Origin of the sequence: Bradyrhizobium sp. 40 (assembly GCF_023100925.1) — a bacterium.
In the GTDB taxonomy this organism is placed as follows: domain Bacteria; phylum Pseudomonadota; class Alphaproteobacteria; order Rhizobiales; family Xanthobacteraceae; genus Bradyrhizobium.
In genome coordinates this window covers 6,033,570-6,055,838 of the sequence record NZ_CP064688.1, presented here as the reverse complement: position 1 = coordinate 6,055,838, position 22,269 = coordinate 6,033,570, and the positions used below count along the sequence as shown (strand labels likewise).

Below are 22,269 nucleotides of genomic sequence, written 5' to 3'. Positions count from 1 at the left end.
CGAGCGATCTGCTTGCGGCGCAGGGCGACAGGGGCGGCATTCTTCTTGCTTGCATCTCTCCGCCGCGGGGATTTAGACATCTGTGGCACCGTCAAAGCGACCACGGAGTGTTCGAGTGAAAGCCGTCCATACCGAACTGCACCGCAGCCACGATCCGCAATTCTTCCTGGTTCGCGGCGTGGTCAAGCGTACCACCGAGCAGCCCGAGCGTGCCGACCGCCTGCTTAAGGGGCTCAAGGACGGCAAGCACCAACTGGTCGAGCCAACCACATTCGGGCAGGAGCCGCGTGCGCGCATCCATAGTCCGGAATATCTGTCGTTCCTGAGCGAGGCCTGGGAGGCCTGGACCGCGCTCGGCGATTCCGGCCCGGAGATGATCGGCAATATCCATCCGGTGCGCCATGCCGCGACCTATCCCACCCATATCATCGGCAAGCTCGGCTGGCACACCGCCGATACCGCGGCGCCGATCGGCCCCGGCACCTGGGCCGCGGCCTGCGCTGCGACCGACGTCGCGGTCACCGCGGCACAGATGGTGATGGACGGCGAGGATGCGACCTATGCGCTTTGCCGGCCGCCCGGCCATCACGCCTATCGCGACATGGCCGGCGGCTTCTGCTTCCTCAACAACAGCGCGATCGCGGCTGCGCATCTGCGGCAGAGGCACGAGCGTGTCGTGATCCTCGACGTCGACGTCCATCACGGCAACGGCACGCAAGGAATCTTCTATGCGCGGCCGGACGTCTACACGGTCTCGATCCATGCCGATCCCGTCGCCTATTATCCTTACGTGTGGGGCTACGCGCATGAGCGCGGCGAAGGTCCCGGCCTCGGCGCCAACCTCAACATTCCCCTGGCGATCGGCACCGGCGATGACGGCTACATCCAGGCAATGAACGTCGCACGCAAGGCGATCGAGTCCTTTGCGCCCGGTGCCCTCGTCATCGCACTCGGCCTCGACGCCTCCGAGCACGATCCGCTGAAGGGTCTCGCCGTCACTACGCCCGGCTTCCGCCGCATCGGACAGGCCATCGCGAAGATGGGCTTGCCGACGGTGTTCGTGCAGGAGGGCGGCTATCTCTCGGATATTCTCGGCGCGAATTTGACCTCGGTGCTGGCCGGATTCGAAGAGGCGCGGTGATGCTCGCTGAGTAGCCCATCATTCTCCGTCATTGCGAGCGTAGCGAAGCAATCCAGAATCTTTCCGCGGAGGGACTCTGGGTTGCTTCGCTATGCTCGCAATGACGATGTGGATGGTTAGGTCGACTTCATCAACAACTCAAAACATCCCGCTCGCCGCGAGCGCCTTGCAGACGTGCTGCATCTCGGTCTCGTCCGCGACCATGTCGAGCATGATCGTGGTCAGCCCCTTGGCGGCAAACTCCTTCAGCTTCGCGCCGATCTCCGCGTAGCTGCCGACGAGGTAGGGGCAGTCGGCCTGGAAGGTCAGGAACGGCAGCAGCCAATAGCCATTGTCCGCGAGTTCGCCGCTCTGGCCCTCGTAGAGGCGCCGTTTCCACACGGAATCGCTGTTCTCCACCGTGAGCACGAGCAGCTCGCGATCGTCAGCATTATCGCGGAAACGCGCCTTTGCCGCTTGCCGTGCCTCCTCGCGTCCCTCGCGGGCGAAAATTCCAAAATTCACGCCTGATACATCGAGGCCGAGATCGAGATCGGGCGGCAGCATCTGCATCTTGATGCAGCCAGTTTCCTTTGCGACGCGCTGTGCCGGCTCGGACTGGCCTGCGACCAGAAATTCCGGCATCAGCTCCGGCGGCAGGCGCGGCCGCAGTTGCAGGTTGCTCGCGCGGTAGAACCGGCCCTCGAAAGTCGCCGGCCGCGGGCTTGCCAGCAGCTGGCGCATCAGCGCAACGAATTCGCCGAGCCGGACATAACGGTCGGCATGCGATTGCTCGTCGCCGAGCCCCTGCAAATCGCTGACCGCCGTCCCCGTGATCATGTTGAGATAGACCTTGCGGCCGTGGAGCTGCGCAAAGGACGAGACGAATTTTGCCGCCGTGAACGGGTGCATGTAGACCGGATTGACGGCGATCAGCGGCGAGGACCTCATCGTCTCGCCGATGATGTGCTGGGCCATCGCCCAAGGCTCGACGAACACGTCGTTGCCTTCGAACAGCAGGATGCCTTCGAAGCCGTTGCGGTCGGCGAACTGCGCCACTCGCATCAGCTCGCCGACATATTTCTTGGGATCGCGGTTGCGCGAAATCGCGGGAAAGACGCGCAGCCGCGGCAGTGTCATTCAGCCGCCTCCTGCAGCGGCCATGCATTGCGGGTGATGGGAAGGCCGCCGGTGGCGCGGGAGCCGTCGGCGATCGCGAGACGATGCGAGGGCGACGGCGAGATCAGCTGGAATCGCCAGCCTTCCGGATCGTCGGCGATATCGGGCTTGAAGCTGATCTCGATGGCCTCGCGCGATACCTGCATCGCGAAGGCGTCGAGCGGCAGATTGAGGCCGAAACCCCTGGCCTTCAGATAGGCTTCCTTCAGCGTCCAGTAGTCGAAGAAGCGCTCGGTCGCGGCGGGCTCCGGCAGTCCGCGCAGCGTTTCGACCTCTTCCGGCGCGAAGAACCGAAGCGCGGTCGACAGCGGCGCCACCCGACGCGACACGGTCTCGACGTCGACGCCGACGGTCTCATGCCCCGATACGACGCAGGCGACGCAGCCGTCGGCGTGCGACAGGCTGAAATGCAGCGTGCTCGAGGTCTTGGGCGATGCGACAAACGGCCGCCCGTAACGCCCGGCCGCAAATGACCAGTCGGTGGGGGCGACATCAGGTGCGGCGTGCGAGAGCGCGAGGCGCAACATCGCGTGCGCGAAAATATATTGCCGCTGGTGCCGCTCGAACATGAAGCGGCCGGCTCGTACCCGTTCGTCGACCGAGAGCAAGCGCCGGCACGCATCAACCCCATCCGGCGCGTCAAAAGTCTCGATCAGTCCGACAAACAGTTCAATTCTGTCGTCTGCCATCAATTGGGCCCATGGCGTCAGGCCGGGGCCAAATCCCCTGCCATGACGGAAGAATCAACTGAGCAAGAATCAGGTGAGCGGACCGCTTCTAGCGGTCCACTCGGGCGAATCCTTGTCGATTGCTGGCCGGTTTACGGGCGCAAGCTTGTGCTAGACCCCAACTCGACACGCGAGCGGCCAAATCTGAAAACTGAAGCCCGAAAACTGAAGCCTGAAGGCTCGTGCGGCGTCCCGGCCGACGAGTCTTACGTCTTCTTCTTCTTGGACTTCTTGGAGCCGCCCAGCATCGAAATGCTGGCGTCGACGTCCTTCAGCGCGGACTGCAGCTTCTTCTTCTCGGCGCCGAGCAACTTCTGCAGGGCCTTGCGGTCCTTGTCGCTCAGGGAGGTGCCTTTGGTAAATTTGATGAAACCCATAACGAACTCCCCGGTTGAAAATAATCGTCCAAATCAAAACGCGAGAATAATCTTGCGCGATGGCGCCAAATAATCAAGATGCAACTTGGTCATTCACAGCTTTGACGAGTGACCCCGTATTCGCCCGTGCTCTGCGGTCGGTCATGCCGCCCTGCGATTGAGCAGCCGGCCGAGTGGCGCATTGGGTTGGACGAGAGCAGCCCCGAGCAGCGCGACGAGATCCTCCATCCACTGGCCGACCGTAGCGCCGTCGAGCAGCTCGCTCTTGTAATTGCATGAACCGGTGATTCCCGTCGGCCGCTCCTTGAGCATTAGCGACAGCCAGGTCTGGTCGATCGGCAGCACCGGCTGGCCTTCGCGGGCGATGTTGCCGATCGATCCTGTCGTGAGATCAGGCAGATCGAGCGGTTGGCGCAGCGGATTTTGCAGGGTGAAATAGACCTGGAGCAGCGAGGCTGGATTGTCCCCCTCCTGCTCCAGATGGTCGGCCAGGATGTTGAACGGCAGCTCCTGGCGCGCATGCGCGTCAAGCACGCTCTGGCGGACCAGGGCCACGGCCTGCGCGAACGACAGCTCCGGCGTGATTTTGGTGCGAACGATCACTGTGTTCTCGAACGGGCCGACGATCCGGTCGGTGTCCGGCTGGGCGCGATTGGCCATGGCAGTGGCGATCGAGATGTCGTGGCGGCCGGTCCGCGCCAGCAGCAGGGCTTTCAAGCCGGTCAGCAGGCACATGAACAGCGTGCAATTGTGCTGGCCGGCGAAGGCCGCGAGCCGGCCGATCAGCTCACGCTCGAAACTGACCGGATGGTGCCCCCTGGACGAGCCCGGCCTTGATTCGCCCTCGAAGAGGGGAGCCGCCCCGCGCAAATTCTCCGTCCATTCAGCGGCCTGACGGCGGGCGGCATCGGTCCCGCACCACCAGCGCTGCCAGCGCGCCACGTCCGAAAAGGCCGGCGGCTGTTTCGGCAGCGGCACCGACGGATAGCCAGCCAGCGTGGCATAGCGGTTGGACAATTCCTCGAACAGCACGCCGATCGACCAGCCGTCGACGACGGCGTGGTGCAAAGTCAGCAGCAACACGTGATCGTCATCGTGGAGCCGCAACAGCCGGGCGCGCAGTAGCGGCGCGCGCGTGATGTCGATCGGGACATAGGTCTCCTGTTCGATCAGGAGATTGATCTTACGGAGCTCCAGCGCCTTGCGTCGCTTGTTGTTGTGGGGCTGACCGTCGCCGATCGTCTCGACGGTCAGGACACGGCCGAGGGCGCCGGGCGCGGCGACGTGGCTGACGGGCTCCCCGCCGCTCCAGCCGAAATGGGTCCGCAGCGATTCGTGCCGGCGCACGATGTCGTCGATCGCCTGCACCAGGGCGGCCAGATCGAGCGGCCCCTGAAAACGGAAGGCGAAAGGCAGGTTGAACAGCGGCAAACCCGAAAGATTCTGCTCGATCCGCAGCATCTGGTCCTGCGCGATCGAGAGCGTGGGAGGGCTGCCTTCGGCCAGGCTCGCTGTAGCCAGCCTTGCGAAACTTGCCGCCGGCTTGCGCGGCTTTGCCGCCACGGCCTCGTCGACCCGCCGGGCAAGCTCGTCGATCGTCGGTGCCTCGAAGATGGTCTTGATCGGCAGCGATACGCCAAGCGCCCGGGCGACGCGCGCCATGACTTGGCCCGCCAGCAGCGAATGACCGCCGAGGTCGAAGAAGTTGTCGGTCACGCCGAGGCTCTCGACCTTCAGCAGGTCGATCCAGATGTCGGACAGCACCTTTTCGGTGAAGCGCCGCGCCGGCACAGTCGCATCCGGTCCGGAGGTTTCCTGCTGCGCCGGCGCCAGCAGCGCGCTCCGGTCGATTTTGCCATGGGCATTGAGCGGCACCTGGTCCAGGAACAGGAACGCGGACGGGATGGCATGGCCCGGCAGTCGGCTCTTCAGGAAGTCGCGCAGCTCGCTGGCGCTGCTCCGGCTGCCGGATCTCGCGACGATGTGGGCAATCAGCCTGACATCGCCGCTCGCTTCGCGACGCGGTTCGACGATGCCGGCGCGCACATCCGGATGGTCGGCAAGCGCGTTCTCGATCTCCTTGAGCTCGATTCGGTAGCCGCGGACCTTGACTTGATGGTCGGCGCGACCGAGGCATTCGATTGTGCCGTCGGCACGGCGGCGGGCGAGGTCGCCGGTCCGGTACAGCCGGCTGCTTGCTTTGCGCGAGAGCGGATCGGGCAGGAAGCGCTGCCGGTTCTGCGCGGGATCGTTGACATAGCCGCGGCCGACACCGGCGCCGCCGATGCAGAGCTCGCCGGTCACGCCGACCGGCTGCGGCTGCAGGCTTGCGTCGAGCACGTAGAGCTGCATGTTCGGCAGCGGCGCGCCGACGGGGACGTTGCCCGTCGTGGTCGGCGGCGCCTTGGTCAGGCGATGCAGCGAGGCGTCGTCGGAACATTCCGACGCACCGTAGGCGTTGATCAGCGGCACTTTCGGGCAGCGGGCGAACCAGGCGTTGCAGAGATCGACGGGCAGTGGCTCGCCTGTCGAGATCAGAAGGCGCAGCCTCGCAAAGGCGCGTCGGACCGGTGCCTCGTCCATGCGATCGAGGATCACGCGCAGCAGCGACGGGACGATCTCCAGCACCGTGATGCCCTCGCGCTCGATCTCGCGCGCGAGCAAAATCGGGTCTCCCACGATCGCGGTACCGCAGACATGGACGCGCGCGCCGACCATAGGCCCTGCGAGGAACTGCCATACCGAGATGACAAAACTCTGCGGCGCGGTCTGCGCGATCACGTCCCGGCGCGAGAGGTTCAGCTCGGAGATGAGCGAGGCGAGATGGTTCGAAAGCCCGCGCTGCTCGATCATGACGCCCTTCGGCGCGCCGGAGGACCCGGAGGTGTAGATGAGATAGGCAAGGCTCGAAGCCGCGCGCCGCGCCGCGCGGGCCGGCTTGGTCGACGCTGGCGCGATCGCATCCTCGAGCCCGGCCATTGGAATGCGCTCGACCAGCGGTTCGAGCAGCGCCTCCGCCATGGACGACTGCGCCCGTCCGGTCAGCAGCATGCGGGCGCCGCTCGATCCGAGGATGGTTGCGAGCCGTGCCGGCGGCTGGTCGGGATCGAGATTGAGGAAGGCAGCGCCCACGCGTTGCACGGCGATCATCGCGGCGAGCAGGTCGGGTCCGCGCTCCGCAAGCAAGGCGACCACGGCCTCGGCGCCGACGCCTTCGCGGGCCAGCCAGCGCGCGGCCGCTTGGCTGCGGCGCGCCAGCTCGCGGTAGCTCAAGGATGTGCAGCCGTCCGACACGGCGATCGCGTTCGGCGTCTTCTTGACCTGGTGGTCGAAACGTTCGCTCGGATTGCCGCGCGTGGCGAAATTGGCCGGCACGCCCCGGCCCTGCGCCAGCAGATGCCGGCGTTCGGTCTCGGTCAGAAGCGCCAAGTGAGAGATGCGCTGCTCGGGATCGGCGATGACGGATTTGAGCAGGGTTTTGAACTGAGCGGCCATGCCCTCGATCGTCGCCGCGTCGAACAGATCGGTGGCGTATTCGAAGAAGCCGGTGAAACGGCCGTCGGCCTCGACCAGCTCGAGCGTGATGTCGAATCGCGCCACTTTTGGATCGATCTCGATCCGCCGCGTCGACAGACCGGAGAAAGATGCCGCCTCGATCGAGGCATTCTGGAGGATGAACATGATCCGGAACAGCGGATTGCCGTCGCTCCTTCGCGCGATCTGAAGTGCGCGCAGGACCTCTTCGATCGGGAGGTCCTGGTTGCGATAGGCATCGAGCGTGACCTGCCGTACCTGGCGCAACATGTCGCCGAAGCTGGGATCGCCGCCAAAATCATTGCGCAAGATAAGGGTGTTGGCGAACAATCCGATCAGGCGCTCGCTCTCGATCTGGTTGCGGTTGGCGATCAGCGAGCCGGTCGCGACATCTTCGTGTCCGGTGTGACGGAACAGCAGGCACTGGAAGACTGCGAGCAAGGTCATGAAGGGCGTGACGCCCTGGTTCTGGCTCAGCGCACGCAGGTCGGCCGATAGGGTTTTGGAGAATTCGAGATAGTGACGGGCACCGTGGCCGCTCCAGACCTCCGGCCTTGGTCGGTCGGTCCGCAGCGGCAGTGTGGTGACGCCGTTGAGCTGCGTCCGCCAGTAATCGAGCTGCTCCTTGGCGGCCGGCGTCTGCGCCCAGCTCTGCTGCCAGAGCGCAAAGTCGCGATACTGGAAGGCTGGCGAAGGCAGCGCCGCCATCTCGTTCTTGCGCGCTGCCGAATAATGGGCGGCGAGTTCTTCCCAGAACAGCCGCTGCGACCAGCCGTCGGTGACGAGATGATGGACGTTGACCACGAGCGCGTGGCTGCTCTTGTCGAACGAGAGCAACGTGACCTTCAGCGGCGCCTCGTGCGCGAGGTCGAACGGATGTTGCGCGAGCCGGAGCGCTTCGCGCCTGACCACAGCGGCCCGCTTGTCCGCAGGGCAGGCCTTGAGCTTGATCCGCTCGAACTGCGGCGGCGATTGCAGCACAAGCTGCACCGGCTCGCCCTCACGTTCGACGATGACCGACCGCAACGCCTCATGGCGCGCCGACACCGCAGCGAGGCCGGTAGAAAGTGCGGCGACATCGAGCCCACCCTTGAGGAGCGCGACTTCGACGACGTTATAATTGTAGCGCGTGGGGTCCAGTCGCGAGAGCACGTACATCCGCTGCTGCTGGAACGACAGCGGCGCGTCTGCTTTCACGGCCTGGCGCCAGGCCGGCAACATCGTTTCGCGATGAATTGCGGCGGTCTCGATCCGGGCCGCAAGCGCTGCGGCCGTGGCGCAATCAAAAACGTCCTCGAACGAGAAATCGACGTTGAAGCGTTCGCGCAGGCGCGAGCGCATCTGCGTCACCGCGAGCGAGTCGGCGCCGAGCGCGAAGACGTCCTGATCGCTTCCGACCCGCGGCAGCTCCAGCAAATCGGCCCAGATCCCGGCGAGCTCGGTCTCCAGCGCGTTGCGCGGCAGACGCGCCTCCTCCTCGCCGCCGCCCATCGTTGCGATCAGCTCGGCCAGCGCATTGCGCTTGACCTTGCCGCTGGCGCCTTTCGGCAGCGTCGCCACGCTGCGGATCAGGCTCGGCACCTTGTAGGCCGCGAGCCGTTTCCGGGCGAACTGGCGCAACTGGTCCGAGGTCGCCTCGGAATTCGGCCGCAGCACCACGATTGCGGCGACGTTCTCGCCGAGCTTCGGGTGCGGGACGGCAAACACGCCGGCCTCCAGCACCGCCGGATGGCTGAGCAGAACCTCTTCCACCTCCAGCGGCGAGATCTTCTGTCCGCCGCGGTTGATGACGTCCTTGATACGGCCGACGATGAAGAGATAGCCGTCGGCGTCGAGATAACCGAGATCGCCGGTCCGGAACCAGCCGTTGCGGAAGGCAGCCTGCGTCGCCGCCTCGTCATTGTAGTAGCCGCGGCTCATGTTCGGTCCGCGCAGCATGATCTCGCCGTGCTCGCCGCTGGCGAGCGCGCGGCCCGTCTCGTCCATGACAGCGATCTCCGGGCCCGCGGCGCGGCCGACCGATCCGACCTTGCGCAGCTCGAACGGGTTGGCCGCGATCTGCGAGGCCGCCTCCGTCATGCCGTAGGTTTCGAGCACGGGAACGCCGAACGTCGTTTCCAGCCCGTCGAGGATCGCAGGCGCAAGCGACGCCGAGGCGGAGCGGATCACGCGCAGCGACGACGATCGTGCAAGATCGGGGTTGGCTTCGGCCGCCGTCAGCAGCGCGCGATGGATGGTCGGCACTGCCGTGTACCAGGTCGGTTGCAGCTGCCGCATCCAGCCGAAGAAGGAGGCTGCGTCGAAACCTTCCGTACAGATCACGCTGGAGCCCGCGGCCAGCGCGGTCAGCAGGCCGGAAATCAAACCATGGGCGTGAAACAGCGGCAGGACGTTAAGCAGACGATCGTGGGACGCGAGCGACAGCACGCGGCCGGCGTTGTAGGCGGAGAGGCACACATTGCGATGCGTCAGCGGCACCATCTTCGGTCGCGCCGCCGTGCCCGAGGTCAGCAGGATGAACGCGTCGTCGTCGCCGCGCGAGGCGCCGCTGCTGCTCGCCGGTCCAACCGCCGGCCCGACGAACGTGCAGCCGCCGAGATCGTCTTGCGACCCTGGCACGAAATCGATCACGGCAATATCGAGCACCTTGGCGACATCGCGGGCCGCCGAGTTCGTGTCGGCCCGGGTGACGAGCGCGCTCAGCTTCAATTCGCTGAAATAGCGTTGCAGCTCGTCCGCCGTCAGATCGGGATTGACGGGCACGCAAGCGCAGCTTGAGGCGACCGTGATCAACGCCAGTGCGCTGTCGGCACCGCGCGGCAGCGCAACCGCAATACGGTCGGCAGGGGTAATGCCAAGCCCGCGCAGCGTGCGGACGAGATCCTGCGTCCGCGCGCCAATCCCGCCGTAGTTGAGGACCGGCCGGCTTGGGGCGAGGAGGGCGGGGGCTGCCGGCCTCTTGCGGGCATGGAAATCGAGAAGGCCGCCGATATCCGCGAATATCTTCGTTTCGGCCGTCGCGCTGGCCAATTCCTGCGGCGTTGGGCGTGTGACGTCCGACAATTCCGTTCCCTTTTGATCCGATTGGGCTATTCTTCCAAGAAGTTAGGGAACGCGTCCAGTCTGAGGTGAAGTTTTGGCCCCAAAATCTGTGGTTGCGGGGCCCTGAGCCCTTCGACGGAGTGATTGGTCGGGCGGAATCACCATGCTGGAGAATGAGCCGGGCACGGGAACGGAAGGCGGGCTGAAGCGCTGGCTCGATGGTATCGGTCTTAGCCATTATACCGATCTCTTCGCGCAGCACCGTCTCGATCTCGATGTCATGGGAGACCTGACCGAATCCGATCTGGTCGAGCTCGGATTGCCACTCGGCGATCGGAAGCGGCTCCAGCGGGCCATGACCGCGTTGTTCCGGGCCGAAACCGCGGAGAAGCCCGACGGGACGGCGCGCCCGCAAATCCGGACGGAGGTCGGCGCGGAGCGGCGTCAGCTCACCACCATGTTCTGCGACATGGTGGATTCCACCTCGCTCTCGGTGCAGTTCGATCCGGAAGACGTGCGCGACATGATCGCGAGCTTCCGCGAAACCTGTGTCCGCGTGGTGAAGCATTACGAAGGTTTTGCCGCCCGCTTCGTCGGGGACGGTATTTTGGTCTATTTCGGCTATCCGACCGCACATGAGGACGACGCCGAGCGCGCCGTGCGAGCGGGGCTGGAAATCGTCCGGGTGCTGTCGACCGCCCGCGCGATCGAGCCGCGTGGTGCGCTCAGCCACTCACCCGCCGTCCGCATCGGCATCGCGACCGGTCTCGTCGTGGTTGGCGACCTCGTCGGACAGGGCACCGAAGAGCGCGACTCCGCGGTCGGAGAAACCGTCAATCTCGCCGCGCGCCTGCAAGGCCTGGCGCCGCCCAACGGTGTGGTGATTTCCACGTCGACCCAGTCGCTGTTGAAGGGGAAGTTCGACTACCGCGATCTCGGCGTCCACGCGCTCAAGGGCATCTCGGAGAAAGCCCAGGCCTGGCATGTGATGCGCGCCTCGCGGGTGGAGACCCGCTTCGCCGCCGCGATGGGCACGCGGCTGACCCCGCTCGTCAACCGCGAGGAGGAGATTGCGCTGCTGATGGGGCGCTGGCAGCAGGCCAAGGACGGCGAGGGCCAGGTCGTGGTCAAGTTCGGCGAGCCCGGCATCGGCAAGTCGCGCATCATCCAGGAAATCTTCGAGCGGATCGCGGGCGACCGCCATGGACAGGTCTCGTTCCAGTGCTCGCCCTATTACACCTCCACGGCGTTCTATCCGTTCGCCGAGCAGCTCAAATTCTCTCTCGGTCTCGATCGCGAGGATGCGTCCGTGCAGTCGCTGGCGAGCCTGGAGACCGCGATCGCTGCCGCTCATGGCGACATCGAGCAGGTTGCTCCGCTGCTTGCCGCGCTGTTGTCCATTCCGACCGGTGACCACTATCCGCCGCTGGAGCTGTCGCCGCAGCAGCAAAAGGATGCGACCGTCGCGGCGCTGGTCAATCATTTCCTCGGCCTTGCGCGCGAGCAGCCGCTGGTGATCGCATTCGAGGATCTGCACTGGATCGACCCGACATCCCGTGAGGTGATCGATCTCCTGGTCGACCGGGCACAGAACCGGGCAATCCTGGTCATCATCACCGCGCGGACCGAATTCCAGCCGAGCTGGAACGCCCATTCGCATATCACGACCCTGGTCCTGAGCCGGTTGAGCCGGCAGTTGCGCGCGACGCTGGTCGAGCGCGTGGCGGGACGCGAGCTTCCCAAGGAAGTCATCGAGGAAATCATCGTCAAGACCGACGGCGTGCCGCTGTTCCTGGAGGAGCTGACCAAGACGGTGCTCGAATCCAACCTCCTGACCGAACGGCACGGGCGCTACGTGCTGTCGGGCCCGTGGCGGCAGCTCGCGATCCCGGCGACGCTGACGGACTCGCTGATGGCGCGGCTGGACCGGATGGGGCCATTCAAGCGGATCGCGCAGATCGGCGCCACCATCGGCCGCGAATTCTCCTACGAGACTCTGCACGCGGTCGCCAACACGCCCGCCGAACAGATCGAGGCCGCGCTCAATCACCTGGAGGAGGCCGGGCTGATCATGCGCCGCGGCCACCCGCCCGACGCGCTCTACTCCTTCAAGCACGTGATGATCCAGAACGCAGCGCATGCGAGCTTGCTGCACAGCGAGCGACGCAAGCTGCATTCCCGGATCGCCCAGGTGCTCGCCGAGATGTATCCCGAGAAGACCGAGCGCGAACCGGAGCTGCTTGCCCATCATTTGACCGAATCCGGCCAGAGCGAGGGCGCTGCCAGCTTCTGGCTCAAGGCCGGCAAGCAGGCGGCCAAGAGCGGCGCCAATCTGGAGGCGATTGGCCATCTGCGCCGCGGCCTCAGCGTCGTGCAGGCCAATGCGCGCATGCAGGGCGCCGACGAGATGGAGCTGGAGCTGCGCATCGCGCTCGGCAACGCGCTGATCGCCGCCAAGGGCTATGCCGTGCAGGAGGTCGAGGAGAACTACGTCCGCGCCCTCGAGCTCGGCCAGCAGCTCGACGACGACGAAAAGGCCTTCGCCGCCACGCGCGGGCTCTGGGTCTGTCATTTCATCCGCGCCGATCTGACCCGCGCGCACGATCTCAGCGTCGAGCTGTTGAAGTTCGCCAAGCGCGAGCGGCTGAACGAGGGGACGCTGCCGGCACAGCAGACCGGCTATCTGATCGAGGCGCATCGCTCGATCGCGATGACCATGCTCTATCGCGGGCGCTTTGCTGTGTCCCAGCACCATCTGCATCGCTGCATCAACCTCTACAGCCCCGATCTGCACTCCGATCTGATGGAGCGGCACGGCACCGATCCCGGCGTCGTCTCGCTGTCCTATCTCGGCTATCTCCTGTGGTTCCTCGGCCGGCCCGACGCGGCGCGCCAGCACAGCGAGCAGGCGATCGCGAACGCCGAGAAGATCCGCCACCCCTTCACGCTCGCCTTCGCGCTCGTGTTCGGCGCCTATCTCTGTCAGCATTTGCGCGATGTCGAGGGCACGCGCGACCACGCCAACCGCGCCATGATCATCGCCACCGAGCACAATTTCCTGCACTGGAAGCAGCAGGCCGCGATCCTGCGCGGCTGGGCGCTGGCGCAGCTCGGCGAGGCCGACGAAGGCCTCAGTCAGATGCGGTTCGGTCTCGACGAATACGAAGCGATGGATTCCTGGCTCGCCGGCTGCTGGTTCCGCTGCCTGCTCGCGGAGGCCTACGCCAAGGTCGGGATGCGCGATGCCGCCTTGCGCGCGCTGGACGGTGCGCTCGCGACCGCAAGACGGACCGGCGATCACTCCTACCTCGCCGAAGTCTACCGCCTGCAAGGCGAGATCACGCTCTTGGACGGGGATCCGGCCTCGGTGCAGGAGGCCGAGGACCTGTTCAACCTGTCGCTGGAGATCGCGCGCAAGCAGGGCGCGCTGTCGTGGGAGCTTCGCACCGCCGTCAGCCTCGCGCGCCTGTCGCACCAAGCCGGCAAGCGCGAGCACGCTCGTCTCCTGCTCGTACCGATCGTCGGCAGGTTCAGCGAGGGCTTTTCCACGCCGGACCTGAAACAGGCGATGCAACTGATCGACGAGCTCGGCGCGGACGCGCCTGTTCGTGCACAGTCGATCCCGTGAGATGAGTGATCTTGCCGCCGCGCGTGCGCGTTACGTGGAGCTGATCGCAAAGCGCGAGCAGATCTCCTCAATGCGCCTGCTAGAAGCCCTCGCCACCGTTCCGCGCGAAAAGTTTCTGGCGAAGGGACCCTGGCGCATCAAGAGCGAGGCGGCGCGCTTCTATCGGCTGACGCCGGATGCCGATCCCGTTCATCTCCAGGACAATGTGCTGGTCGCGATCGATGCGCGCCGCAAGCTCGACACCGGACTGCCGAGCCTGTGGGCGCACTTCATCGATGTGCTCGACGTCGGGGAGAAAGACCGTGTGGTCCAGATCGGGTGCGGGCTCGGCTATTTCTCGGCCGTGCTGTCGAAGATCGTGGGCCCCAAGGGCAGGGTGCAGGCAATCGAATGCGACGAGCGGCTTGCGGCGCGCGCCGCGACCTATCTTGGCGCCTTTCGCAACGTCGCGGTCGTCCATGGCGACGGATGCGAGGACATCGGCGAACCCGCCGACGTGATCATCGTTCATGCCGGCTTCTCGCAGCCGCATCCGCTCTGGCTTCGGTCGCTTCGTCCGCGCGGCCGGCTTCTGGTGCCGCTGACCCAGCGGGACCGCGAAGGCGCCGCGCTCAAGATCACCCGCAAGGGCAAGGGGTTCGAAGCCGAGGCGGTGCAGCAGATCCGGATCTTCCCCGGTCAGGGTCGAGGCGTGACCGCGCTCGACGACCGCGTCGCCGACTGGTGGCAGCGCGCCTCCGCGCTGGCGCCGCTGCGCTTTCGGGGCATCGAGCAGGGGCTGCCGTCGGATGGCTAATGATTCGTTTCATTTTACCTTGATTGCGAATGTAAGTATTCAACGCGCCTCGGCGCCGCTATGAGTACGGCCTGATCGCCATACGAGCGCGCGCCATGCATTCCGTTGCCCTGCTGACCGCCAGCTACGCCAAGGATATCGAGCGTTTTTCGCTGCTCAGCGAGAGCATCGACACCTGGTTGACGGGCTACACGCGGCATTATGTTCTCGTTAACGATGAGGATCTGCCGCTGTTCGCGCGGTTCGCTTCCGACAAGCGTGTCATCGTTCCGGCCTCGCGCTATTTGCCGAAATGGCTGTGGGCGCTGCCGCCGGCTCTGCAGTTCATCAGCAAACGGCGCGTCTGGCTGTCGCTGCTGTCGTCACCCGTTCATGGCTGGCACATCCAGCAGATCCTCAAGATCGCCGGCGTCCTCAATGCGCCCGAGCAGCGCGTCTGCATCCTGGATTCGGACAATCTGTTCTTCCGCGAATTCGACGTCGGCCAGTATGCCGGCGGCGAGAAGACGCCGCTGTTCGTCACGCGCAACGGGATCGACGCCGCCCACCCCTTGCATGTCCTGTGGCTCCGCACCGTCGATCAGCTCCTTGGCATCAAGGAAAGGTCCTTCCCCGCGGACGACTATGTCGGCAACGCACTGGTGTGGGACAAGGACACCGCGCGCGCGATGACCGACGCGATCAAGTCGGCGACGGGATTGAATTGGGTTCTGGCGCTGTGCCGGAAAAAGAAGTTCTCGGAATATCTCATGTACGGCCATTTCGTCGCGAACGCGCCCGCGCATCGGGCCACCCATCGGGTCACCGAGGATAGCATCGCGGTCTCGCATTGGGATGACACGCGCCTCGACCGCCCGGCCATCGAAGCGATGATGCGCGCCGCTTCGCCCGACCAGGTGGCGCTGTGCATCCAGTCCTATTCGTCGACCTCGATCGACGACATCCGCGACGTGTTCCGCCTCAGCTCGCGCGACCGTCGTAGTCCGAGCCTTTCGCCCGATCACATGGGCGATGCGGTTGAGTTCGAAGCACCGACGAAGACGCGCTAGGGCATGATCCGGAAAAGTGTGCAGCGGTTTTCCGAAAAGATCATGCTCAAAATAAAGCCGTTTAAGTGTCCCTCGTGAACTTGTTGATCACGTTCATGAACGGCTTCGGCTTGAACTCGCCGTCGAGCGGCAGAGGACGGTTCGGCTGCTTGTCGGCGCGGGCAAAGGTGCCGTTGATCCAGCTATAGCGGTCCGAGAGACCCCAGGTCAGGATCGAGCGCACCGGTCCGCTGGTCGAGATCGCGGTCAGGAGATCGTCGACGCGCTTGGCGACGATGGCATCGCGCTCCGCCGGCGTCCCCGTCAGCTTCTGGTCGTCGACATCGAGCTCGGTGACATACACCTCGAGGCCCCAGGCGCGCAGCTCGGTGACGAATTCGCCGAGCCCATGGGTGTCGATCTCGAGCTCGGCATGCAGATGCGATTGCAGTCCCACGGCGTGCAGCGGCACGCCCTGGTCGAGCAGCTCCATGATGAGTTGGCGGTAGGCCGCGCGCTTCGCAATGAACGTGTCCTTGGCCGACTCGATGTCATATTCGTTGATCGCGAGCTTGACGAAGGGGTCGGCCGCGGCCGCCGTGCGAAACGCCAGCGGAATCCAGCGATTGCCCAGATGCTGCGTCCAGAACGAGTCGCGCCGGTCTTTTGGACTGCGCGGATTGTCGGGGATCGGCTCGTTGACGACGTCCCACGACGTCAGCTTGTCCTTGTAATAGGAGACGACCGTGCCGATGTGGTCGACATAGGCGCGCTCGACGCCCTTGGCATCCTTGATCTGCTTGGTCCAGTCCGGAATATCGTGATACCAGGCGAGCGCGTGCCCGCGCATCGTCAGGTCGTTCTGCCGGGCGAAATCCAGTATCGCGTCGGCGCGTTCAAAGGCAAAGGTGTGCGCGTCCGGACGCAGCATCGGCCATTTCAGCTCGAGCACCGGAACCACCTGCGTGCAATACGTGCTGATGGCTTCGCCGAGCCTGGGATCGGCTTGCAGGTCCCAGAGCGTGGCCGCGGCACCAAATCCCTGATGGCGCTGGGCGAGTTTCGACGCCGGCGCTGCGGACGCCGATGCGCCCGCCGCAAGTGCGGCGGCGCTGCCGAGGAGAAATTCGCGTCTGTCGAGCCTGGTCACGGCATTCCTTATCGAGCCAACGCACCATCGTACCAAGCGACGCCTTGCAACGCCGGGGTTTCCCCTCGTTGGGTTAACTTTGCCATCTGCGAAATCACGGTTCCTTTCGGTGGCCGTGCCGCCGTCAGGGAAGGGCAAATTTAACGCTAACCCGCGAAAGCGGCCTCAAAGCCGCATTCGCCGCCCGATCTCCAGACTTATGTGACACTCTTGAGGGATGCTGCGGCGCAATTCGTTCGTCCCGCCATGGTCCAATTGATGAACGGCCGTCACACTCGCAACAATGTTGCCGGTCCCGTGCTCGCATGCTGAACCGCCATTTCTCGATTTATCTCGTCGCCTACATCCTGCCTGCGGCGGTGGGCTTCTTCGCCGTCACGGCCTACACGCGGCTGCTCACGCCGGCGGAGTACGGCGTCTATGTCGTCGGCATCAGCCTGGCCGGCATTCTGGGTGCGATCTTCTTCGCCTGGATCAAGCTGTCGGTGTCGCGCTATCAGGCGATGTCGGCCGAGGTGGATTTCCGCGGCACCGCAATGGTCGCCTTCGCGCTTACCGTCGCCGTCCTCTGCGCCACCACGCCGCTGGTCTTCCTGTTCCGCAGTGATCTCAGCGTCGGGCTGCTGCTTGCCAGCATGTTCGTCGCGATCATGGCGAATGCCGTCGATGTCGGCCAGGAGTTCGAGCGCGCAAAATTGCGCCCTTACAGATTCGCGGCGATCTCGATCGTGCGCAGCGTGTCGAGCGTCGGTTTCGGCCTGCTCGGCATCTGGCTCGGCTGGGGTGGACTGGGACTGCTCGCCGCATTCGGCCTGGGTTCGCTTGCCGGGATTATCCTGAACCTCGTCGGTGACCGCACCAGGATCGCGCGTTTTCAGCGCAGCCAGTTCGTGCAGCTCGCACGCTACGGCCTGCCGCTGACGCTGGCCGGATTGTCCGTCGCGGTCTACTCGGCCTGCGACCGCCTCATCGTGGCATATTTGCTCGGCAAGGACGCCGCCGGCATCTTTGGCGTCGCTGCCGATCTGCCGCGACAGTTCATGGTCATGATCGCCTCCAGCGTCGCTGCGGCAACAGTGCCGCTGGTGTTCCGGTCATTGTCGGAGAAAAACAACGAGACGACGCGGAAGCGGCTGACCGAGAGCCTCGAACTTCTGCTCGTCGTGGTCGCGCCCGTCGCCGTCTGGCTCGCGCTCGCAGCCGACCAGGTCGCCGGCACACTCGTCGGCGTCGACTTCCGCGCCGGCGTATCGGCGCTGCTGCCGACCCTGGTGCTCGCCCGGTTGTTCGGCATCGCCAATCAATTCTACGTGCAGATCAGCTTCCAGCTTGCCGAGCGGCCGTTCATGCTGGCGGCGCAGTCGTTCCTGACGCTGGTCGTCAGCGTGGCGTTGATGTTCGTGCTGGTGGCCGGCCATGGCCTCTACGGCGCGGCGCTGGCAACGCTTGCGACCGAGGCGATCGGCTTCCTCGTTGCCGTCGCCCTGATGCATCGCGCGCATCCGGTTCCGTTCGACCTCCACCGCCTCGCCGGCGTTGCCGTCTCCGCCGCGGCGATGGCGGCTGCGATTCTCGTTGCACGATCCCAGGTCAATGGCATCGGCCTCGTCCCGCTCATGGTTGTGAGCCTTGCGGGCGGCCTCGCTTATGCCGCCGCAGCGTGGTTGCTGAACGTCGCAAATGTCCGGACGCTGTCGTTGCGTTTCCTGCGAACCTTCAATCGGAAGGCGTTAGGCGTTTAGCCGCGGCGTCTGACGAGGCTCGTCCTCACCGTCTGAAGCCCTGAAAGGGCCGCTTGACTTGGCGATGGCTCGGTTTCGGCCGGAAGCTGTCCATGTGGTGGGCGATTTTGTTGCATCCTTGGCCATAACCGTGCTTCTTGGGCCGCATGTCGGGAGCAGAGCAGACTATGACCCAAGGAATACCGGAAATCCGCGCATCGGCGCAGTTGCTCGCCCGCTATCGCGAGCCCGACAATGCGCGGGGTGTCCTCGAACTGGCGATTACGGCGATACCGTTCGTTGTCATCTGGGCTCTGATCTGGGCCGCTCTGGACCAGGGCTATTGGTTTGCCCTGCTGCTTGAGGTGCCCGCGGCGGGTTTGCTGGTCCGCCTCTTCATGATCCAACATGATTGCGGACACGGCTCGTTCTTCCGCGGCCGCGTTGCCAACGATTGGGTCGGCCGTGCCCTCGGCGTGATGACACTGACGCCATACGGCTACTGGCGGCGTAACCATGCAGGCCATCATGCGAACTCCGGCAATCTCGATCAAAGGGGCTTGGGCGACATCGATACGCTGACCACGCGTGAATTTCTCGGGCGGTCTCGATGGCGTCGGACGCTGTATCGCTTGTATCGACATCCCCTGGTGATGTTTGGCGTCGGCCCCTCGTATTTGTTCATCTTGAAGCACCGATTGCCGGTGGGGATGATGCGTCGCGGCTGGAAACCCTGGCTGAGCACGATGGGCACGAACATCGCCCTCGCGGTTCTCGTCGTCACCATGATCCAGCTGGTCGGCTATGGGCCGTTCCTGCTCGTGCATCTGCCGATCATTGTTCTGGCGGCGTCGATCGGTGTCTGGCTGTTCTACGTCCAGCATCAGTTCGAGCACACGCACTGGGCCCACGACGAGACCTGGAATTTTCACGACGCCGCGCTGCACGGCAGCTCTCACTACCAACTGCCGGCCGTCTTGCGATGGTTCACGGCAAATATCGGCGTCCACCACATCCATCATTTGTCCAGTCGAATTCCCTACTATCGCTTGCAGGACGTGTTGCGCGACAATCCGCAGTTCGCTGGTGTCGGGCGGATTACGCTGCTCCAGAGTTTGCGGACCGTGCGGCTGACCTTGTGGGACGAGGAGCGGCAGCGGCTCGTCTCCTTTGGAGAGGCGGCCTTGTTTGGAAAGGGAGCCAAGCTTGTTTGAAAAGGCGGCCTTGGCCCCAGCGGTTTCGCTTACACCGCCCCCGCGCGGCCGCCGAATGGCGTGAATCCGCGCGATCGGAAGGCGATGGGCGTTCTGCGCCCGTTCAAGGTGGCCTCGCCGTCCGACGTGAGGCGCTGGCAGCCGTGTCACCGACCTCGGTCATTCTGTCGCAGCGATAGAGCGCGAGCTTCGGCCGCGCGCCGCCCTTCCGCCTGCGTCAACCGTCGTATATGAGATTTATCGCCGGAACGTGCCGAATGTCGCCACAGACGGAACGTAAGGCGGCTGCGATTTCTTAATTCAATGATCGCAATCTGATCAATGACCGGCGGATTGGCATTTCGACCGAGGATGGCATGAGAAACCTGATGACAACGGCGCAATCCACCGTGGCGATGCGGCGTTGGGGGCCTCCCGGAATTGTGACCTTGGCGGCGATGCTCGCCTTTGCGGCCGTGGGCCCGGCGACCGCGGCCAAGCAGGCGCGTCAGCCGGCCGAGGCGGTGGCGCCCCGCGAGGCCGGCGAACCGATCATGGCGATCGTCTCGATCAAAAGCCAGCAGGTCACCTTCTATGACGCCGAGGGCTGGATTTTTCGCGCGCCGGTGTCCACCGGCACGACGGGACGCGAGACGCCGGCCGGCGTTTTCGCCATCGTCGAGAAGGACAAGGACCATCACTCGACCATGTATGACGACGCCTGGATGCCGAACATGCAGCGCATCACCTGGAACGGCATCGCGCTGCATGGCGGGCCGCTGCCCGGCTACGCCGCTTCGCATGGCTGCGTGCGGATGCCGTTCGGCTTCGCGGAGGGCCTGTTCGACAAGACCAACATCGGGATGCGCGTGATCATCTCGCCGAACGACGCGGCTCCGATCGACATCGTTCATCCCGCATTGTTCATGCCGAAGCGGGACGCCATTGCGGCGGCGCCGGGCCAGATCGGCAAGCTCTCCGGCGAGGCCGAGGAGGCCACAAGGACGGCCGACGAGGCCAAGAAGGCCGCGACTTTGGCCGCGAAAGAGGCGGCCTCGCTGCCGGCCTCGCTGCGCAAGCTGGAACAGCAGAAGACCCGCGCTGACGCCGAGCTCGCCTTCGCCGACAAGCAGCTCGCGACCGCCAAGACCGATCAGGCCCGCGCCAAGGCCGAGGAGCTGAAGCAGAAGGCCGCCACCAAGGCCGCCGACGCGGCGACGCAGTTCGATGCCGCCAAGGCCGCCGCACAGCCGAAGCGCGACGCGGTGGCTGCCACGAAAGAGGCCGCCAAGGCGGCAGCGGCCAGGAAGGCCGACGCCGTGAAGGCTGCGACCGACGCAAAGCTCGCGCTCGAACCGGTCTCGGTCTACATCAGCCGCGCGACGCAGAAGCTCTATGTGCGGCGGAACACGCACAAGCCGGCACCGGACGGCGGCGGCGAGGTGTTCGACACCAGCATCGAGGTTCCCGTCACGATCCGCAATCCCGACCAGCCGCTCGGCACGCATATCTTCACGGCGATGGCGAAGAACGATACTGGCCTGCGCTGGAGCGTGGTCACGATCGAAGACGGCGACAACGCCAGGAACGCGCTCGATCGCATCACCATCCCGCAGGAGGTGCTCGATCGCATCGCGCCGACCGCGTTGCCGCGGTCCTCGATCATCATCTCGGACGAGCCGCTGAGCAGCGAAACCAACTACCGCACCGAGTTCGTCGCGGTGCTGAGCAACCAGCCCCAGGGCGGTTTCATCACGCGCAAGCCGACCGCGCCTCCGATGGCCATGGCGAGCGACGACGGCTGGGACAATGGCGGCAACGGTTTCGGCTTCTTCTTCCAGCGCGATCCGAACCCGCAGCCCGTCAATCCGCGCCGGCGTGGCCAGTATCAATACTATCAGCCGGCACAGCCGATGCAGCGGGGCTTCTGGTAGGAGGCGGACAGATCGAAGTCCGCCACTATCGCCGCGCCTCGATCACGATAGCCTGGATCTTGCCCTCGATCGGTCCGGATCCATGGCGCGTTCGGATCGCCTCGGCGACGATGTCGGTCGCAGCCTGAAGCTTGCTGGCATCGCGTGCCTCGATCTCGCTGCGCAGCGGCGTGCCCTGGCAGAGCGCGATCGCGACGTGCTCGGGCGACGGCGCGCGGCTTATTTCAGCTCGCGTTTCGATCGATATGTCACGGAAGCCTGCGCGTTCGAGGTCGGTTCTGATGACCGCCTTGTCGTGATAGCCGTGCGGCGTCCGGGCCATGAAACGGGGCGGGTCGTCGGGAAACAGCTTTTCGAGTGCGACGGTTGCTTCATGCGTCAGCACATTGTCCTCGATGCGATCCCAGACGTTGAACACGAACGTGCCGCCATCCTTCAGGACGCGCTTCACTTCGCCGAAAGCCTTGACGCGATCCGGAAAGAACATGGCGCCGAATTGGCAGCAGACCACGTCGAAGGCGGCATCGTCGAAGGGCAGGGCCGATCCGTCGGCCTGGCGCCACGAAATGCGATCGTCATCTGCCTGACGCTGCGCCGCGACGGCGAGCATCGGCTCGTTGAGGTCGGTGGCGACATAACGGACGCCGCGCGGCAGCGCCGCCGCCACCGCGCGCGTCACGGCGCCGGTGCCTGCCGCGATCTCGAGCAGCACGGAAGGAGATCGGGCCGCGACACGTCTTGCGATGTCGTCGGCGTAGACGGCGAAGATCATCGGCACCAGATATTCGTCGTAGAGCTTTGGGATCGAGCCGGCGAAAACCTTGTCAGTGTTGGACATG

13 protein-coding genes are annotated in these 22,269 nt (G+C 64.9%); 7 read left to right on the top strand and 6 right to left on the bottom strand.

Annotation, left to right across the window (positions count from 1 at the left end):
* Positions 1-115 precede the first annotated feature (115 nt).
* Positions 116-1,141: a histone deacetylase family protein gene (locus IVB40_RS28955; protein ID WP_247817062.1), complete on the top strand. Its 1,026-nt coding sequence runs from the start codon at positions 116-118 to the stop codon at positions 1,139-1,141.
* Between the two features lie 138 nt (positions 1,142-1,279).
* Here IVB40_RS28955 and IVB40_RS28950 read toward each other — a convergent pair whose 3' ends face one another.
* The 4 genes from IVB40_RS28950 to IVB40_RS28935 all read right to left on the bottom strand — a co-directional run bounded on the left by IVB40_RS28950 (position 1,280) and on the right by IVB40_RS28935 (position 10,001).
* Positions 1,280-2,260 (bottom strand): LLM class flavin-dependent oxidoreductase, encoded by a 981-nt coding sequence (locus IVB40_RS28950; protein WP_247817061.1) that lies wholly within the window; start codon positions 2,258-2,260, stop codon positions 1,280-1,282.
* Positions 2,257-2,988: a 4'-phosphopantetheinyl transferase superfamily protein gene (locus tag IVB40_RS28945; protein WP_247817060.1), complete on the bottom strand. Its 732-nt coding sequence runs from the start codon at positions 2,986-2,988 to the stop codon at positions 2,257-2,259. Before IVB40_RS28945 ends, IVB40_RS28950 begins: the two co-directional genes overlap by 4 nt.
* Positions 2,989-3,233: 245 nt before the next feature.
* Positions 3,234-3,404, bottom strand: a complete 171-nt coding sequence (locus IVB40_RS28940) for a hypothetical protein (RefSeq protein ID WP_162847227.1) — start codon at positions 3,402-3,404, stop codon at positions 3,234-3,236.
* Between the two features lie 141 nt (positions 3,405-3,545).
* Complete coding sequence (locus IVB40_RS28935; RefSeq protein ID WP_247817059.1) at positions 3,546-10,001, bottom strand: non-ribosomal peptide synthetase; 6,456 nt, start codon at positions 9,999-10,001, stop codon at positions 3,546-3,548.
* A 142-nt stretch (positions 10,002-10,143) separates the two neighbouring features.
* Here IVB40_RS28935 and IVB40_RS28930 point away from each other — a divergent pair, with 142 nt between their 5' ends.
* The 3 genes from IVB40_RS28930 to IVB40_RS28920 all read left to right on the top strand — a co-directional run bounded on the left by IVB40_RS28930 (position 10,144) and on the right by IVB40_RS28920 (position 15,453).
* Positions 10,144-13,608, top strand: coding sequence for an AAA family ATPase (locus tag IVB40_RS28930; RefSeq protein WP_247817058.1), 3,465 nt, complete (start codon positions 10,144-10,146; stop codon positions 13,606-13,608).
* A 1-nt stretch (position 13,609) separates the two neighbouring features.
* The gene (locus tag IVB40_RS28925; protein ID WP_247817057.1) at positions 13,610-14,404 is read left to right on the top strand and encodes an rRNA adenine N-6-methyltransferase family protein; all 795 of its coding nucleotides are present in this window, start codon (positions 13,610-13,612) and stop codon (positions 14,402-14,404) included.
* Between the two features lie 95 nt (positions 14,405-14,499).
* Positions 14,500-15,453: a DUF6492 family protein gene (locus IVB40_RS28920; protein WP_247817056.1), complete on the top strand. Its 954-nt coding sequence runs from the start codon at positions 14,500-14,502 to the stop codon at positions 15,451-15,453.
* Between the two features lie 61 nt (positions 15,454-15,514).
* Here the strand turns inward: IVB40_RS28920 and IVB40_RS28915 are convergent, their stop codons facing one another.
* A complete protein-coding gene (locus IVB40_RS28915; RefSeq protein ID WP_247817055.1) occupies positions 15,515-16,582 on the bottom strand; it encodes an endo-1,4-beta-xylanase in 1,068 nt (355 codons plus the stop codon).
* A 305-nt stretch (positions 16,583-16,887) separates the two neighbouring features.
* On the opposite strand from IVB40_RS28915, the gene IVB40_RS28910 reads away from it, so the two are divergent.
* From IVB40_RS28910 to IVB40_RS28900, 3 genes are all read left to right on the top strand, one after another.
* Positions 16,888-18,324, top strand: a complete 1,437-nt coding sequence (locus IVB40_RS28910) for an oligosaccharide flippase family protein (protein WP_247817054.1) — start codon at positions 16,888-16,890, stop codon at positions 18,322-18,324.
* 167 nt (positions 18,325-18,491) lie between these two features.
* On the top strand, positions 18,492-19,517 hold the full coding sequence (locus IVB40_RS28905; protein WP_247282728.1) for a fatty acid desaturase: 1,026 nt from the start codon (positions 18,492-18,494) through the stop codon (positions 19,515-19,517).
* Positions 19,518-19,873: 356 nt separating this feature from the next.
* Complete coding sequence (locus IVB40_RS28900; protein ID WP_247817053.1) at positions 19,874-21,430, top strand: L,D-transpeptidase; 1,557 nt, start codon at positions 19,874-19,876, stop codon at positions 21,428-21,430.
* A gap of 25 nt (positions 21,431-21,455) precedes the next feature.
* Here IVB40_RS28900 and IVB40_RS28895 read toward each other — a convergent pair whose 3' ends face one another.
* On the bottom strand, positions 21,456-22,268 hold the full coding sequence (locus IVB40_RS28895; protein WP_247357217.1) for a class I SAM-dependent methyltransferase: 813 nt from the start codon (positions 22,266-22,268) through the stop codon (positions 21,456-21,458).
* Position 22,269: the final 1 nt, after the last annotated feature.